This window comes from Stenotrophomonas sp. PS02297 (assembly GCF_029959705.1).
Taxonomy (GTDB): Bacteria; Pseudomonadota; Gammaproteobacteria; order Xanthomonadales; family Xanthomonadaceae; genus Stenotrophomonas; species Stenotrophomonas nitritireducens.
Genome location: NZ_JASCOS010000018.1, coordinates 1 through 16,160 on the forward strand (window position 1 = coordinate 1; position 16,160 = coordinate 16,160).

Genomic DNA, 16,160 nt, shown 5'->3' on the forward strand with positions numbered 1-16,160 from the left:
CGCAAGGCGCGACCAGGCTTCCGCCGATGCGGCCCCCTCGCGACTTGCGTCGCTCCTGCAGGCCTACGGGCGGATTGCGAGCAACCGATGACCCACGCCAAAGCCACCCTGCTGCTTCCCGCCCGCAACCGCTTCCCGAACGGCGCGTTGCCGGCACAGGTGGCGAGCGCGCTCGGCCGCGCCGACCGCAATGAGGGCGAGGCCGGCGAGTCGGCGCAGCTGCGCCGGCATTTCGACGTGCAGCCCGATGCCTGGTCGGCGGCCGCGCTGACCCGCCAGGTCGATGCCGGCGATGCCGCGGGCAGCCTGTGGCTGCGCGCCGACCCGGCCAACGTGCAGCCGGACATGCAGGGCGCGCGGCTGATGGCCTCGGCCGAAACCCTGCGCCTGGAACCGGCCGACGCGGCCGCGCTGCTGCCGGCGCTGCAGCCGCTGTTCGCCGGGTTCGGCTTCCAGCTCGATGCACCGGCGCCATCGCGCTGGTACCTGCGCCTGCCCGACGACACGCCGCTGCCGGCCTTCACCGCGCCGGACCTGGCGCTCGGCGACGACCTGTTCGAACACCTGCCCGAAGGCGACAACGGCCGCCGCTGGCGGTCGCTGCTGACCGAGGCGCAGGTGGTGCTGCACCAGCATCCGTGGAACGAGGAGCGCGTCGCGCAGGGCCGTCGCGCGGTCAATTCGCTGTGGTTCTGGGGCGCCGGGCGACTGCCGCAATCGGTACGGACGGCGCATGCGCAGGTGCGCAGCCGCGATGCGCTGCTGCAGGGCCTGGCGGCGATGGCCGGCGTCCGTGTCGATGGCCCGGGCCCCGATGACGGCCGGGCCGTCGACGCGCTGGTGGACCTGCGCCAGCTGCGCTCGCTGGAGCAGCTCACCCGCGACGCCATCGCGCCGCTGCTCGATGCCATCGGCCGCGGCGAACTGCGCGAACTGCTGCTCGATTTCGAGGATGGCGTGCGTTACCGCATCCATCGCGGCCAGCGCTGGCGTTTCTGGAAGAAGCCGCAGGCGGCGCTGCGCGATGAGTGATGCCCTGAAGATCGTCCGCCGCGACGCCGTCGAAGGCGGGCAGTGGGACGAGGGCACGCTGCCGCTGCTGCGCCGCATCTATGCCGCGCGCGGCGTGCGTTCGCAGGAGCAGGCGCAACCGAAGCTGGCGCAGCTGCACGCGCCGGAACTGCTCGGCGGCATGCAGGCCGCGGTGGAGCTGCTGGCCGCGGCGATCGCCGACGGCCGCCGCATCCTGATCGTCGGCGACTTCGACTGCGATGGCGCCACCGCCTGCGCGGTCGGCGTGCGCGGCCTGCGCCTGCTCGGCGCGCGCGACGTGGTGCACGCGGTGCCCAACCGCATGGTGCACGGCTACGGCCTGTCGCCGTCGCTGGTGGCCGAACTGGCGGCGCTGCAGCCCGACCTGCTGGTGACGGTGGACCACGGCATCGCCTGTCATGCCGGCGTGGCCGCGGCCAAGGCGCTGGGCTGGCAGGTGCTGGTGACCGACCACCACCTGCCCGGCGAACAGCTGCCGGCGGCCGACGCCATCGTCGATCCCAACCTTGGCGGCGATGCGTTCCCGAGCAAGGCGCTGGCCGGCGTCGGCGTCATCTTCTACGTGCTGATGGCGCTGCGGCGGCACTTGCGCCAGGCCGGTGCGTTCGCCGACGACAAGGGGCCCGACCTGACCCCGCTGCTGGACCTGGTGGCGGTGGGTACCGTCGCCGACCTGGTCGTGCTGGACGACAACAACCGGGCGCTGGTCGCGGCGGGCCTGCGCCGGCTGCGGGCCGGGCAGGGCTGCGTGGGCCTGCGCGCATTGATCGAGGCCAGCGGCCGCGACGCGCGCAGGCTGAGCGCCAGCGACATCGGCTTCGCACTGGGACCGCGCCTGAATGCTGCCGGGCGGCTGGAGGACATGGCGCTCGGCATCGAGCTGCTGCTCACCGAGGACGCCGCGCAGGCGCGCGGGATTGCAGCCCTGCTGGAAGAGATCAACGCCGAGCGCCGCGCGGTGCAGCGGTCGATGACCGACGACGCCGAGCTGGCGGTATCGCGCGCCTTGCTGGCCGACGACGGCCATCGCCCGGTCGCGGCCTGCCTGTTCGACGCGCAGTGGCACCCCGGCGTGGTCGGGCTGGTGGCCTCGAAGATGAAGGACCGCCTGCATCGCCCGGTGATCGCCTTCGCCCCGGCCGAGCCGGGCGCACAGGCGCTGCGCGGTTCGGCGCGCTCGATCCCCGGCTTCCACATCCGCGACGCGCTGGCCGCGGTGGATGCGCGCCATCCCGGCCTGATCGAGCGCTTCGGCGGTCACGCCATGGCCGCTGGCCTGAGCCTGCCGCAGGAACGGCTGGACGCGTTCCGCGAGGCGTTCGAGCGGCAGGTGCTGGCGACGCTGGATCCAGCCCTGTTGCGACAGCAACTGCTCAGCGATGGCGAACTGTCCGCCGCCGAACTGGATTTCCGCCATGCCGAGGCGCTGCGCCTGGCCGGGCCCTGGGGGCAGGGCTTCCCCGAGCCCTTGTTCGACGGCCATTTCGAGGTCGTGCAGTGGCGCGTGCTCAAGGAGCGCCACCTGAAACTGGAGCTGCGCCTGCCGGGCATGGCCGGCGCACTCAACGCCATCCATTTTGGCGGCTGGACCGGCAACGATCCGGGCCGCCATGTGCACCTGGCCTATCGACTGGTCGGCGACGACTACCGCGGCGGCAGCGCGATCCAGTTGATCGTCGAGCATTGCCAGACGGTCTGATGGGCGAGCCGATCGCCCGCCGCCAGACGGCAGCGGGTCTTTTTCCCGGATGGGGCGGCGTGGTCAGGATCGCGCGTCGGCAGTGCCCGCCAGCGCGATGGCCGCTGGCGCCGCCCGCGGCCTGAGCCCGAACAACGGCCGCAGCCAGCCGACGCGGCGGATCAGCTCATAGGCGCCCAGGCACAGGGCGAAGGTCGCCACCACCAGCAGCACGGCTTCGGCCGCCGCCGGGATGTGCAATGGCTTCAGCGCGTGGGCCAGCACCACGATCACCGTCTGGTGCAGGATGTAGAGCGGGAACACGGCCAGGCTCAGGTAGCGCAGCGCCGGGCTGTCGACATCGCGCCAGCGGTAGGCGAAGCCGAGCAGGGCGGCGATGGCGCACCACTGGTCCAGCGCCCAGGCGCCGCGCAACCACAGCCGCAGCGTTTCGGGCACCGGATTGGCATCGTCGTGGCCGGAGAAATACCAGCTGTGGATCAGCAGCGCATAGCTGGCCAGGGCCAGCAGCAGTGCCGGCCAGCGCAGGCGATGCAGGGACTGCCAGAAACCCTCGTCGAAGGCGGCCAGGAAGCCGATCAGGAACACGCTCGCGTACTGGGCATGGTTGTACCAGTCGTCGACCAGCGCGTGGGTCTGCTCGAAGCGCGCCACCAGCAGCAGCCTTGCCGCCGCCAGCAGCAGCACCGGCACCAGCAGCGCTCTCCAGCCATGCAGGATGCGGCCGGTCCATGCGCGCAGCCCGGCCAGCGCACCCTCCGGCAGGAACCGCCACAGCAGCCAGGCCGACAGGGTGTAACACCACAGGTAGGGCAGGAACCACAGGTGGTTCCAGGTCGGCAGGATCAGGCATTTGCCGTCGATGCCGCAGAAGCCGTGGTAAGCGCCCAGGTACTTGCCATAGAAGTCGAGCCAGCCGCCGGAATAGCCGCCCGGCAGCTGTTCGACCACCTGCAGGTAAGCCTGTGGAGGCACGATCACGAACATCCCGAACAGCAGCGGCAGCAACAGCTGGCGCGAACGCCGGCGCAGGAAGCCACCGGCGGTGCCGCGCAGCATGAAGGCGGTGGCCACGCCCGAGATCAGGAACAGCAGCGACATCCGCCAGGGACTGGTCAGCAGCATGAACGGTTCCGGCGCGACGCTGGCGGCCGGGCTTTTCACGTGCCAGCCCCAGCTCACGTAGTACATGCCCACGTGGTAGAGCACCAGCAGGCAGAAAGCGAAGACGCGGACCCGGTCCAGGTCGTGGCGGCGTTGCATCGTGATTCCATCCCATCGCATTGGAGAGGCGTCCAGCCTTGCCGCGGCGGATGCGCCGGGCCAGCACGAGGGGATGGCCCGGGGGCCGAAAGTGACGAATGGTGGGCGCATGGGGACGGCTGGAATGGCGCGTCCGGCTTGAATGCGGCGGATGCGCGATACCGAACCGGTTCGTGCGAGTGATCCTTACCGGCGGTGCCTGCCCGGCTGTGCTTCGACGGCGACTGCTCAAGGATGGCGAACTGCCTGCCGCCGAAATGGATTGCGGCCATGCCGAGGCCCTGCGCCTGGCCGGGCAGTGGGGACACGTATTCCCCAAATCCCTGGTCGATGGCGTGTTCGAAGTTGTGGCGTGGCCCGCGCACGCACAGCGCCACTTCATCCTGGCGCTGCGCATGCGTGGTCCCTGGCATGCATTAGCGCGATCCATTTCAGTGGCTGGAACGCAATGCCCCGCATCGCGCGCGCCGTTTGCCTATGGCTGGTCAGCGACGACTACCTGATCAGCAACCCGATGCAATTGCCCGTGGAACATCGCAGGCCGGCCTGGGCGGATGTGCGGCCCGGTTCCGCCGCCCGCTGCGAGGCTTATGGCTGCATGCCGGCGGTCTTGGGTATCGGTATCGATGGTGCGGCTGGCCTTGGCTTCAGGCCAAAGAGCGGCCGCAGCCAACCTACACGGCGGATCAGGTATTCGTGCACCATCAGGCAGCCCGCGACGGTACCGCCGACAACCAGGGCGGCTTCAAGTCCCCCTCCTAGTTTCATGGGAATGAGCCAGTAGGCGATGGCGATGATCAGGGTCTGGTGCAGGATGTACCACGAAAACACCGCTTCGCCCGCATAGGGGAGCCAACGGAAAGGGTGGTCGAGCAGGGCACGGCCCCAGCCCAGGATCGCCAGCAGCGCCATCCAGGTGTAGGTGACGCGGGCGATGCGTTCGACCAGGTACCACGGGACGTGCAGTGCCCATTCCGGCATCGGCCCGGAAGGAGGATGGTGGCCGAACCAGCGCAGGCAGAGTTCCACGCCAATCGCCAGCAGCGCTGCGACCAGTGTTCGCCAGCGCTGCTGCCGCGCCCAGTTCCAGAATCCTGATTGGATCGCCAGCACGTAGCCTAATAGGAACAGCGGCAGCGATTCCGCATGGACAACCCAGTCATTGCGCAGGGCATGGGTTTCTTCGAAACGCGGTGCCAGCCACAGGCGAACGCCCAGCAGCCAGAGAACAGGCAGTGTCAGCAACATGAAGACCGATAGCCGCCTGGGCTCGCCTGCATTCCCCCAACGTCCCCGCAACCATTGCAGCAGCGGAAGCGCCGCCAGCAACAGCAGGGTGTAGGGCAACAGGTAAGCCAGGTACCACAGGTGGTTCCATGTCGGGGTGACGAGGCATTGGTCGATGCGACAGAGTCCGCCGCTGGCATAGGGCTTGTAGAAGTGCGTGAATCCGCCGGTGTAGCCGTATTGCTGGATGATCTGGAAGTAGGTCTGCGGCGGCACCACCACCAGCATGCCGAACACCAGCGGAAGAAGCAGGCGCAGGCTGCGTGTTCCGGCGAAGCGCAGGCGGTGGCCCTCGACCCGTGCCAGCCCGATGGCAATGCCGGAGATCATGAAAAGCAGAGGCATCCGCCAGCGGTTCAGCGCGATCATCGGGTATTGCAGCCATTCGGCTTGATACGTGCTCTTGATGTGGAAACTCCAGTCGGCCACGTAGACCATCGCCGAGTGGTAGAGGATAAGGAGGGAGAAGGCGATGACGCGCAGGGCGTCGATATCGTGCCGGCGTGGCATGCGTCGGTATCCGTTGGTGGGGATGCAGACAGCGTCCGCGCCCGTGGGGCTGCTCTTCCACCGGAAAGTGACCATGCGATAGGGGTTTGGGACAAGCCGCGGATTCGAGGGATGGGCCGGGGACGGGGGAGCGAGGGGCAGCCCCTACAATGCGCGGATGGATATGAGCCCTCCGACCTTCTACCAGCGCTATCAACCGTGGCGACGTTTCACCGAGATCGGGTTCTGGGTGGTCCAGTACCTCGCCAGTGGGCTGGCCAACAGCATCACCGTGAACATGGATGTACGCCGGCAGCATCTGGATTTCAGCGCCTGGCAACCGATGGTATGGGAAACCAGCTCCGCCCTGGCGGCGCTGGCGCTGGTGCCTGCTGTGGTCTGGTTCACTCGCCGCTTCCCTTTGCACGTGGATGACTGGCGGCGGCTGTTGCCGCTGCACCTGCTGGGGAGCCTTGCGTGGTCGATGCTGCACGTGGCCGGGATGGTGGCGATCCGCAAGTTGGCCTACGCCAGTGCCGGAGACAGCTACGATTTCGGGTCATGGTGGCGCGAGTTCGGCTACGAATACCTGAAGGACGTTCGCTCCTACGCCGGCATGGTGCTGACCATCGAGGGCTATCGCCTGTTGCTGCGCCGCCTGCAGGGCGAGGCCATGCTGCTGTCGCTGCCCGACGAGGGGCCGCCCGTGGAGCCGGTGGATCGTCCCGAGCGTTTCCTGGTGCGCAAGCTCGGCCGCGAATTCCTGGTCGCCGCCGCCGACATCGAATGGCTGCAGGCCGCCGGCAACTACGTCAACCTGCGGGTGCGCCAACACGATTACCCGCTGCGCAGCACCATCGCCGGGATCGAGGCCAAGCTCGACCCGGACTGCTTCGTGCGCATCCACCGCAGCTACATCGTCAACCTGTCGCAGGTGGCCTCGATCGAGCCGCTGGACAGCGGCGACGCCCGGGTCCACCTGCGCGATGCCACGGTGCTGCCCTGCAGCCGCCGCTACCGGGCAGGACTGCGCGCCCGCGGCGGCGTTGAATAGCGCTCCCGCCCGGCCGGGCTCCCGTCTGAACGGGGCATGCCGGGCAAGCCCGCCGGGCGTTGCCCGGCGCTACAGAACCGCAGCGACCCGCTTCCTGTAGGGCGGGGCAACGCCCCGCTGGGGTATTACCGGGCAAGCCCGCCGGGCGTTTCCCGGCGCTACAAAACCGCAGCGATCCGCTTCCTGTAGAGCGGGGCAACGCCCCGCTGGGGTATTACCGGGCAAGCCCCGCCGGGCGTTGCCCGGCACCACAAAGCCACGGCGATGCCGGGCTTTGCCGGGGATTCCCTGATGAACGCTACGGAGCCGTGACTTACCTGCGGCGGACCAGCAGCCGATAGGCGCCGCTCGCCGACGGGTCGAAGCTGTGCGCCATCAACACGTAGCGGCCGGCTTCCAGTTCGACTTCCAGCATAGGGTCCAGGCTGGTCTCGCTGTCGTCCTGCGAGGCCACTTCCTGGCCGTCGCGCATCAGGGTGACCATGCCGTCCAGGCCGTTGCTGCCGGTCATGGTGATGACGTAACGGCCCTTGCGCGGGATGTCGAGCGTGTACAGGCTGCGCGAACCGGGGATCAGCTGGCCGCTGGTCTCGCGGCCCAGGGCCAGGACCGGGCGGGTCGGGCCATCCGCTGCCGGCGCGGTGCTGGTGGCGAGCTGGAAAATTCCGCCGCGGCCGTTCACCGAGCGCACCGAGACGTTGTATTCGCCCGGGTCAAGTACCTGCGACAGGCGCGAATTGACCCCGTCGCCGCCATCGTCGTCGCTGAGCGTGATATCGGCACCCTGCAGGGTCAGGAGGGTATCGAGGTCGCGGCTGCTGGCGTCGAACTGCACGCGGCGGCGATCGGGCAGGGAGAACACGAAGCTGCGGGTGTCGCCTGCGTTGATGAAGCCGCTGGCCATGTCGTCGATCGGCAGCGCGTGGCCATCCTCGAACACCAGCCCTTCCGGGAGGTCGGTCCGTTCCACGCCCAGATAGAACGCCCCGCTGCTCTGGCTGAAACCGCCGGCGCTCACCGTATAGCGGCCCGGCTGCAGCGGAGCGACCAGGCGCGAATTGGTGCTGTTGCCGCCGTCGTCGTCTTCCAGTTCCACGCCGTTGCCGCTCAGGCCCAGCACGGTGTCGAAGGCGTCCGATTCCAGGTTGAGGGTGTACAGGCCGGGCTTGTCGACCTGCAGCGAATAGGTGTGGCGGGAGTCGACCAGCCAGTCGGCGATGCGCTTGCCGGCGGCCAGCGGCTGGCCGTCATAGGCGACGATCGGCGTGGCGGTGAGCTGGAACGGGCCATAGGCGTTGGCATCGGCACCGCTGACGGCGACGAGGTATTGCCCGGCCTTGTCTGCGCGCAGGCTGAGCCGGGCGCTGTCGCCGCAGTCGCAGCTGGACCCGGAGCCGGATCGGCTGACCAGCAGGTCGCGATGGAAAACGGCGAGGCTGCCCTTCAATGGGCCATCGAGTTTCAGCGACACCGCCTGGCCGGCGGCCAGTTGCAGGCTGAACAACTGGCTGCGGCTGCCGTCGCTGTAGTTCAGCGCGGCGGCGGACGTGATTTCGCCGGAGACTTCGCCGTTGCTGGCGAGCGGACGGGCGGCGGGGGCGGCGTGAACGGTGGCATTCAGGCCGGTGGCGATGGCGAGGGTCAGCAATCCTGCTGCAAGTCGCTTCACTTTGGTTTTTCCTTGGTCTGGAACGGGGGAAACAGGGCCGGCACCGAGCGCGTCGCGCACGACGCTCCGGGAGTGGCCCAGGGGGAGTCGAACGGCCGGCAGGCGCGCGCCCGCCGGCCGGAGACGATCAGTTCGCTACCGCCGCTGCCGCGGCTTCGGCCGCCGCATCGGCGGCATCCTTGCGGTTGCTGTTGGCCGGTGCGGCCATGTCGGCGCCGAGGTCGCTGGTCTCCAGTTCGAACACGCCCTGCTGGCTGCCGAAGCTGGAGACGGTCACGGTGTAGCGGCCCGCGCCCATGTGCAGGGTCAGGCGGGCATTGGTGCCATTGCCGCCGTCGTCGTCCTCGGCATCGATGCCGGGTCCGCTGATGCGCAGCACCGAATCGAAGTTATCGGCGATGGCGTCGAACTGCAGGTGGCGCGCACTGTCCAGGTTGAGCACGAAGCTGCGGCGGCCGCGCGAATCGACCATGCCCTGCGCGGTCTGGCCGATGGTCAGGGCGCTGCCGTCGCGGATGACCAGATCCTTGTCGACCGGGGTCAGGCCGACCTTCAGCTTGAACGAACCGGTGCTGCCGTTCAGCGACGAGGCGCCGATGGTGTAGTCGCCCGGCTCCAGGTAGGCGCGGATGCGGGCGTTGAGGTTGTTGCCGCTGTCGTCGTCCTCGATGTCGACGTTGCGGCCGGTCAGGTGCAGGTAGGAGTCCAGCGTTCCCGACTCCATGCCGATGGTGTAGATGCCGGCCTTGTCCACCTTGAACTTGTATTCCTGCTTGTCGCCCATCAGCCAGTCGATGGCTTCGCTGTCGGCGCCCAGCGGCTTGCCGTCGTACGGGGTGACCGCGCTGCTCTTGAGCTTGAACGGGCCGAACGAATCCGAACCGGCGCTGTTCACCGCGACCAGGTAGGTACCGTCCTTGGGCGCCTTGAACGCCAGGCTGACGTCGCCCGGACCGGCTTCGCCCTCGTAGCCACGCGCCGAGGCGGTGGCCAGCAGGCTCTGCCCATCGAATACCGACAGCTGGCCGTTGAGCGAACCGCCCAGTTCCAGGGCGACGGCCTGGCCGCTCTTGAGGGTGACCTTGTAGCCCTGGTGGCGGCTGCCATCGTTGTAGTTCAGGCGGCTGGAGGAGGTGATTTCACCGGAGACGCTGTCGCCCACGGCAAGGCTGGGGGCATTGTCGGCAGCGCCGCCACCGGGCTTCTGGCAGGCGGCCAGGGCCAGGGTGAGCAGGGAAAGGGCGGCGAACAGGCGGGGGGGGCGTGTATTCAAGCGAGAGTCCTTATCGGTTGAAAGGGCCGCGCGGGGGCACGGCTGGCCGGGATTCTAACGGCAAGCGCCGGCCGCTCCGTGAGAACCCGGCCCGCTTCCCGCATCGCCGACGAGGCGGGTGCGCGATGCTAGAATTGCCGGCTTGTCCGCACCTGCATGGACCGACCATGATCGAACTGAATCCCATCCGCCAGCGAATCGCCGATCTGACCGATCGCGTGGTCTCGCTCAGGGGGTATCTTTGACTACGACGTCAAGAAAGAACGTCTTGAGGAAGTAACCCGGGAGCTGGAAAACCCGGACATCTGGAACAACGCCGAATACGCGCAGAACCTGGGCCGCGAGCGCTCCCTGCTGGAGAAGACCGTGGTCGGCATCGCCAACGTGCTCGATGGCATGGCCGAATGCGGCGAACTGCTGGACCTGGCCGAGAGCGAGCAGGACGAGGACACCGCGCTGGCCGTGGTCGCCGACCTGGACAAGTACCAGGCGCAGATCGAGAAGCTGGAATTCCAGCGCATGTTCTCCGGGCAGATGGATTCGGCCAACGCCTTCGTCGACATCCAGGCCGGTGCCGGTGGCACCGAAGCCCAGGACTGGGCCGAAATCCTGCTGCGCATGTACCTGCGCTGGGCCGAAAGCCGCGGCTGGAAGGCGGAGCTGATGGAAGTCTCCGGCGGCGACGTGGCCGGCATCAAGTCGGCGACCTTCCGGGTGGAAGGCGATTTCGCCTATGGCTGGCTGAAGACCGAGATCGGCGTGCACCGGCTGGTGCGCAAGAGCCCGTTCGATTCGGACAACCGCCGCCACACCAGCTTCACCTCGGTGTTCGTGTCGCCGGAAGTGGACGACAGCATCGACATCGACATCAACCCGGCGGATTTGAAGACCGACGTCTATCGTTCTTCCGGTGCCGGCGGCCAGCACGTCAACAAGACCGAATCGGCGGTGCGCATCACCCACGTGCCGACCAACACGGTGGTGGCCTGCCAGACCGAGCGCAGCCAGCACGCCAACCGCGACCGCGCGATGAAGATGCTGGCGGCCAAGCTGTACGAGCTGGAAGTGCAGAAGCGCAACGCCGAGCGTGACGCGCTGGAAGCCACCAAGTCCGACATCGGCTGGGGCAGCCAGATCCGCAACTACGTGCTGGACCAGAGCCGCATCAAGGACCTGCGCACCGGCATCGAGCGCAGCGACACGCAGAAGGTGCTGGACGGCGACCTGGACGAATTCGTCGAGGCCAGCCTCAAGTCCGGCCTGGAAGCCGGCTCCAAACGCATCGACGCGTAAGAACGGCGCGGCCGCTGGTGCGGCCGTGCCCATTCGCTCTACCGCCCGTCCATCGGCATGATGGCCGGGCCTGTTTCCTCCCCCCGCAACCACCCAAGCCAACGCCATGAACGACCAGACCCCCGCGCAGCAGCCCCCCGCCGACGAGAACAGCCTCATCGCCGAGCGCCGCGCGAAACTCACGGCGCTGCGCGGGCAGGGGATCGCCTACCCGAACGACTTCCGCCGCCAGCACTTCGCCGGTGCGCTGCTGGAAGAGTTCGATGGCAAGGACGGCGAGAAGAAGGAGCAGTGGAGCGCCGAGGCGCTGGAAGCCTCGGGCCGCACGGTGAAGATGGCCGGCCGGTTGATGGCCAAGCGGATCATGGGCAAGGCCAGCTTCGCCCAGATCCAGGACGAATCCGGCCGCATCCAGCTGTTCCTGCAGGCCACCGCGCTGGACGAGGCCTATGCCGCGTTCAAGGGCTGGGACGTGGGCGACATCATCGCCGTCGAAGGCGGCCTGACCCGCACCAAGACCGGCGAGCTGTCGGTCAAGGCCACCGCCCTGCGCCTGCTGACCAAGTCGCTGCGCCCGCTGCCGGACAAGTGGCACGGCCTGGCCGACGTCGAGCAGCGCTACCGCCAGCGCTACGTGGACCTGATCGTGACCCCTGAGTCGCGCGAGGTGTTCATCAAGCGCTCCAAGATCATCCGCGCCATGCGCGCCTGGCTGGACGCGCGCGACTTCCTCGAAGTCGAGACGCCGATGATGCATTACATCCCCGGCGGCGCCACCGCCAAGCCGTTCACCACCCACCACAACGCGCTGGACCTGGACCTGTACCTGCGCGTGGCGCCGGAGCTGTACCTCAAGCGGCTGGTGGTCGGCGGCCTGGAGCGCGTGTACGAGATCAACCGCAACTTCCGCAACGAGGGCGTGAGCACCCGCCACAATCCGGAATTCACCATGATGGAGCTGTACGAGGCTTATGCCACGTACAACGAGGTCATGGACCTGACCGAGGGCGTGATCCGCGACGTGGCGCAGCAGGTGCTGGGCACCACCACGGTGGAATGGGATGGCGCGACCATCGACCTGGCCCCCGCCTTCCGCCGCTGGCGCATGGACGAGGCGGTACGCCACCACAACCCGGAGATCAGCGCGGCCGACTGCACCGACCGCGACGCGCTGCTGGGCCACTGCGGGCGGCTGAAGATCAAGGTCAAGCCGTCGTGGGGCTGGGGCAAGCTGCTGCTGGAGATCTTCGAGGCCACGGTCGAGCACACACTGGTGCAGCCGACCTTCATCACCGATCACCCGGTCGAGGTCTCGCCGCTGGCCCGGGCCAGCGATGCCGGTCCGGGCTATACCGACCGCTTCGAACTGTTCATCAACGGCAAGGAGATCGCCAACGGCTTCTCCGAGCTGAACGACCCGGAAGACCAGGCCGCGCGCTTCCAGGCGCAGGTGGAGGCCAAGCAGGGCGGCGACGACGAGGCCATGCATTTCGATGCCGATTACATCCGCGCATTGGAATACGGCATGGCGCCGACCGGTGGCCTGGGCATCGGCATCGACCGCCTGGTGATGCTGCTGACCGGCCGCGGCTCGATCCGCGACGTGCTGCTGTTCCCGTACATGCGCCCGGAAAACTGACCGCGGCAGGTCGTACCGGTCCCCGTGAAGGGCGCGCGAGGACCCTCGTCCGCGCGCCGGTGTATTGCAGGGCCGGCGCATGCGGTTGATGATGCGATGTCCGCCGGATCGCGCCCTCAGGGGCCGGTGAGGAGGCGCGGCGTGCCGGGAGCCTCCCTTCCCGGCAACAGCGGTTTCATCGGACAGACAGTCACATGCGCTTGGAAATCGTCATCGTCGACGACCAGACATCGGCCCGCAGCATGGTGCGGCACGTGCTGGAAGACATCTCGCCGGAACTGGGCGTGCACGACTTCGCCGATCCGCTGGAGGCGCTGGCCTGGTGCCAGTCGCACGAGACCGACCTGCTGCTGCTCGACTACCGCATGCCGAACATGGACGGCCTGGAGTTCGCGCAGCGCTTCCGGCGCCTGCCCGGCAACCGCGACGTGCCCATCGTGCTGATCACCGTGGTCGGCGACGAACCGCTGCGGCAGAGCGCGCTGGAAGCCGGGGTCATCGACTTCCTGGTCAAGCCGATCCGCCCGCGCGAACTACGCGCCCGCTGCAACAACCTGCTGCAGCTGCGCCGCCACAGCCAGAGCGTGCGCCAGCGTGCGCTGTCGCTGGAACAGCGGCTGCTGGCGAGCATGCACGAGGTCGAGGAGCGCGAACGCGAGACCCTGTCGCGGCTGGCGCGCGCCATCGAGTACCGCGACGCCGGCACCAGCGCCTTCCTGGAGCGCATGGCCCATGTCGCCGGACTGATCGCCGATGAGCTCGGCCTGCCCAGCGAGGACGTGCGCACCATCGAGATGGCCGCGCCGCTGCACGACATGGGCAAGATCGCCATCCCCGATTCCATCCTGCTCAAGTCCGGCAAGCTGGACGAGGAGGAGATGGTGGTCATGCGCCGCCACCCGCGCATCGGCCACGAACTGCTCAGCGGCAGCAACAACCGCTTCATCCAGATGGGCGCGACCATCGCCCTGCGCCACCACGAACGCTACGACGGCAGCGGCTACCCCGATGGCCTCGTCGGCGATGCGATCCCGCTGGAGGCGCGCATCGTCGCGGTGGCCGACGTGTTCGACGCGCTGCTGTCGCCGCGCCCCTACAAGGAAGCCTGGTCGATGGACGCCGCGCTGGCCTATCTCTATGCCCAGCGCGGGCGCCTGTTCTGCCCGCGCTGCGTCGATGCGCTGCTGCAGGCGAGGGAACGGCTGGAGGAAGTCTGCGCACGCTATTCGGCCGCCTTCCCGAGACCGGAAGCCTGAAATGACGAACGCGTTCGCCTGGCTCCGGCAACGCCTGCGGCAACGCGGGGACAGCGAGCACGCGCAGGCGCTGGTGCGCATCGTGATGATCGCGCTGATCCTGTGCTACGTGCTGTTGTCGGCCGGCCGCTGGAGCCTGCCGCCGGCGCAGCTGCGGCTGGTGATCGCGCTGATCCTGATCGCGCAGGGCCTGTCGCTGGCGCTGATGGGCTGGCTGCTGTGGAAGCCCGGGCGTTCGGACCTGCGCCGCATTCTCGGCATGGTCGACGACTACGCACTGATGTCGGCGGCGATGAGCACCATCGGCGAGCCGATGGCCTGCATCTACGTGGTGGTGATGTGGGTGACCGTCGGCAACGGCATGCGTTTCGGCAACCGCTACCTGATGCTCGCGGTGGTCATGGCCACCGCCAGTTTCGGCATCACCCTGGCCCTGAGCGACTACTGGCAACGCAACCTGGGCCTGGGCATCGGCCTGCTGGTCGGGCTGGCGGCGATCCCGCTGTATTTCTCCAGCCTGCTGCGGCAGCTGACCGAGGCCATGGCCGAAGCGCGCCGCGCCAGCGACGCCAAGAGCCGCTTCCTGGCCAACATGAGCCATGAGTTCCGCACGCCGCTCAACGGCCTGTCGGGCATGACCGAACTGCTCGCCACCACCCGCCTGGACGAGGAGCAGCGCGAGTGCCTGGGCACGATCCAGGCCTCGGCACGGACCCTGCTGGCGCTGGTGGAGGAAGTGCTGGACATATCCGCCATCGAGGCCGGCAAGCTGCGCATCAGCGCGCAGGACTTCTCGCTGGCCGAGCTGGTCCAGTCGATCGGCCTGATCCTGGGGCCGCAGGCGCGCGCCAAGCGGCTGGACTACCGGGTATTCGTGGAGTCCGGCGTGCCCGACGGGCTGCATGGCGATGTCGGCCATCTGCGCCAGATCCTGCTCAACCTGGCCGGCAACGCGGTCAAGTTCACCGATCAGGGCCAGGTGGAGATCCGCGTCTCGGTGAGTCCGTCCGGGGAGGATGGGCCGCTGCGGCTGCGCTTCGAGATCCTCGATACCGGCATCGGCGTGGCGCCTTCGTTGCGTCCGCGGTTGTTCGACGCATTCGAGCAGGCCGATGTTTCCATGGCCCGGCGCCACGAGGGCACCGGATTGGGCACGGCGATCGCCAAGGGCCTGGCCCAGGCGATGGGCGGCCAGATCGGCTATCGCGAGAACCTGCCGGTCGGCAGCTGCTTCTGGGTGGAGCTGCCGCTGGGCCGGGCCGCGCTGGCGGCGGCCGATGGCGAGGCGGCCGCGGCGGCCGAACCGCTGGCGGTCGAAGACCCGGGCAATGTCATCGCCTTCACCGATCCGTTCCGCCGCCACCGCGCGCGCGTGCGCAGCCTGGACATCCTGGTCGCCGACGACCACGAAGCCAACCGCATGGTGCTGCAGCGGCTGCTGCAGAAGGCCGGCCACCGCGTCACCTGCGTGCATGGCGCCGAGCAAGCGCTGGATGCGATGGCCGCGCGCGATTTCGACGTGGCCATCACCGACCTGCACATGCCGGGCATGAGCGGGCTGGACCTGCTCAGGCAACTGCGGGTGATGCAGGCCGGCGGCGGCGCGCGCACGCCGGTGGTGATCCTCAGCGCCGACGTCACGCCCGAGGCGATCCAGCGCTGCAACCAGGCCGGCGCGCACGCGTTCATGGCCAAGCCGGTGGTGGCGGCCAGGCTGCTGGAAACCATGGCCGACATCGCCAGCGGCGCCGCTGCCGGCAGCCGCGACATGGCCGCGGTGGTTCCCGCCGTCATCGATGGCGATGCCGTGCTCGACACCGGCGTGCTCGACGAACTGGCGGCGCTGGGCATGGGCAAGGGCTTCGAGCGCGAGTTCGTGCGCCAGTGCCTGGAGGACCTGGAAAGCGGGATCGGCGCCTTGCCCGGCGATGCGCAGGCGCAGGACTGGACGCGGATGCGCGAGCACGCCCACGCGATCAAGGGCGTGGCCGCCAACCTTGGGTTGCTGAAAGTCGCCCGGCAGGGGGGAGAGCTGATGCGCATGGCCGACTGGCAACTCAAGGGCGAATGGAAGCCGCTGCACGCGCGCATCGGTGCCGCGCTGCAGGAGGGACGCCAGGCGCTGGACGCGCGCGCGCGCGGGCGCGCGCAGTCGCACGACGATGTGACCGGCTGAGGTCCATCG

At 68.6% G+C, this 16,160-nt stretch carries 12 protein-coding genes; 8 read left to right on the plus strand and 4 right to left on the minus strand.

Annotated elements, in window-relative coordinates; all coding sequences use genetic code 11:
* Positions 1–87 precede the first annotated feature (87 nt).
* Positions 88–1,032 (plus strand): phosphoglycerate mutase, encoded by a 945-nt coding sequence (locus QMX80_RS06205; protein WP_282275935.1) that lies wholly within the window; start codon positions 88–90, stop codon positions 1,030–1,032.
* A complete protein-coding gene (gene recJ, locus QMX80_RS06210; RefSeq protein ID WP_282275936.1) occupies positions 1,025–2,752 on the plus strand; it encodes a single-stranded-DNA-specific exonuclease RecJ in 1,728 nt (575 codons plus the stop codon). Before QMX80_RS06205 ends, recJ begins: the two co-directional genes overlap by 8 nt.
* Positions 2,753–2,815: 63 nt before the next feature.
* Here recJ and QMX80_RS06215 read toward each other — a convergent pair whose 3' ends face one another.
* Complete coding sequence (locus QMX80_RS06215) at positions 2,816–4,015, minus strand: acyltransferase (RefSeq protein ID WP_282275937.1); 1,200 nt, start codon at positions 4,013–4,015, stop codon at positions 2,816–2,818.
* A 98-nt stretch (positions 4,016–4,113) separates the two neighbouring features.
* Between QMX80_RS06215 and QMX80_RS06220 the strand changes: the two genes are divergently transcribed.
* Entirely contained in the window at positions 4,114–4,518 is a 405-nt protein-coding gene (locus QMX80_RS06220) for a hypothetical protein (protein ID WP_282275939.1), read from the plus strand.
* Positions 4,519–4,603: 85 nt separating this feature from the next.
* On the opposite strand, the gene QMX80_RS06225 is transcribed toward QMX80_RS06220, so the two are convergent.
* A complete protein-coding gene (locus tag QMX80_RS06225; protein WP_282275940.1) occupies positions 4,604–5,812 on the minus strand; it encodes an acyltransferase family protein in 1,209 nt (402 codons plus the stop codon).
* Between the two features lie 163 nt (positions 5,813–5,975).
* On the opposite strand from QMX80_RS06225, the gene QMX80_RS06230 reads away from it, so the two are divergent.
* Positions 5,976–6,845 carry a LytTR family DNA-binding domain-containing protein gene (locus tag QMX80_RS06230; protein WP_282275980.1) on the plus strand — a complete coding sequence of 290 codons (870 nt, stop codon included), beginning with the start codon at positions 5,976–5,978 and terminating at the stop codon, positions 6,843–6,845.
* A 313-nt stretch (positions 6,846–7,158) separates the two neighbouring features.
* Here the strand turns inward: QMX80_RS06230 and QMX80_RS06235 are convergent, their stop codons facing one another.
* Both QMX80_RS06235 and QMX80_RS06240 read right to left on the minus strand, forming a co-directional pair.
* Positions 7,159–8,514 carry an ABC transporter substrate-binding protein gene (locus tag QMX80_RS06235; RefSeq protein ID WP_273081635.1) on the minus strand — a complete coding sequence of 452 codons (1,356 nt, stop codon included), beginning with the start codon at positions 8,512–8,514 and terminating at the stop codon, positions 7,159–7,161.
* Positions 8,515–8,641: 127 nt separating this feature from the next.
* On the minus strand, positions 8,642–9,787 hold the full coding sequence (locus QMX80_RS06240) for a PPC domain-containing protein (RefSeq protein ID WP_282275941.1): 1,146 nt from the start codon (positions 9,785–9,787) through the stop codon (positions 8,642–8,644).
* Positions 9,788–9,954: 167 nt separating this feature from the next.
* On the opposite strand from QMX80_RS06240, the gene prfB reads away from it, so the two are divergent.
* The 4 genes from prfB to QMX80_RS06260 all read left to right on the plus strand — a co-directional run bounded on the left by prfB (position 9,955) and on the right by QMX80_RS06260 (position 16,151).
* A protein-coding gene (gene prfB, locus QMX80_RS06245) for a peptide chain release factor 2 (protein WP_152984196.1) occupies positions 9,955–11,080 on the plus strand; the annotation gives its coding sequence in 2 pieces (ribosomal slippage) (positions 9,955–10,029 and positions 10,031–11,080; 1,125 coding nt in all).
* A gap of 106 nt (positions 11,081–11,186) precedes the next feature.
* On the plus strand, positions 11,187–12,719 hold the full coding sequence (gene lysS / locus QMX80_RS06250) for a lysine--tRNA ligase (RefSeq protein ID WP_055773175.1): 1,533 nt from the start codon (positions 11,187–11,189) through the stop codon (positions 12,717–12,719).
* A 194-nt stretch (positions 12,720–12,913) separates the two neighbouring features.
* Positions 12,914–13,975, plus strand: a complete 1,062-nt coding sequence (locus tag QMX80_RS06255; RefSeq protein ID WP_055773178.1) for a two-component system response regulator — start codon at positions 12,914–12,916, stop codon at positions 13,973–13,975.
* Position 13,976: 1 nt separating this feature from the next.
* Positions 13,977–16,151: a response regulator gene (locus QMX80_RS06260; RefSeq protein ID WP_282275943.1), complete on the plus strand. Its 2,175-nt coding sequence runs from the start codon at positions 13,977–13,979 to the stop codon at positions 16,149–16,151.
* Positions 16,152–16,160 lie beyond the last annotated feature (9 nt).

Excerpts from the sequence above, each read along its gene's own strand:
- QMX80_RS06205 (WP_282275935.1), top strand. The coding sequence starts at position 88 with ATGACCCACGCCAAAGCCACCCTGCTGCTTCCCGCCCGCAACCGCTTC.
- recJ (WP_282275936.1), top strand. The coding sequence starts at position 1,025 with ATGAGTGATGCCCTGAAGATCGTCCGCCGCGACGCCGTCGAAGGCGGG.
- QMX80_RS06215 (WP_282275937.1), bottom strand. The coding sequence starts at position 4,015 with ATGCAACGCCGCCACGACCTGGACCGGGTCCGCGTCTTCGCTTTCTGC.
- QMX80_RS06220 (WP_282275939.1), top strand. The coding sequence starts at position 4,114 with ATGGTGGGCGCATGGGGACGGCTGGAATGGCGCGTCCGGCTTGAATGC.
- QMX80_RS06225 (WP_282275940.1), bottom strand. The coding sequence starts at position 5,812 with ATGCCACGCCGGCACGATATCGACGCCCTGCGCGTCATCGCCTTCTCC.
- QMX80_RS06230 (WP_282275980.1), top strand. The coding sequence starts at position 5,976 with ATGAGCCCTCCGACCTTCTACCAGCGCTATCAACCGTGGCGACGTTTC.
- lysS (WP_055773175.1), top strand. The coding sequence starts at position 11,187 with ATGAACGACCAGACCCCCGCGCAGCAGCCCCCCGCCGACGAGAACAGC.
- QMX80_RS06255 (WP_055773178.1), top strand. The coding sequence starts at position 12,914 with ATGCGCTTGGAAATCGTCATCGTCGACGACCAGACATCGGCCCGCAGC.
- QMX80_RS06260 (WP_282275943.1), top strand. The coding sequence starts at position 13,977 with ATGACGAACGCGTTCGCCTGGCTCCGGCAACGCCTGCGGCAACGCGGG.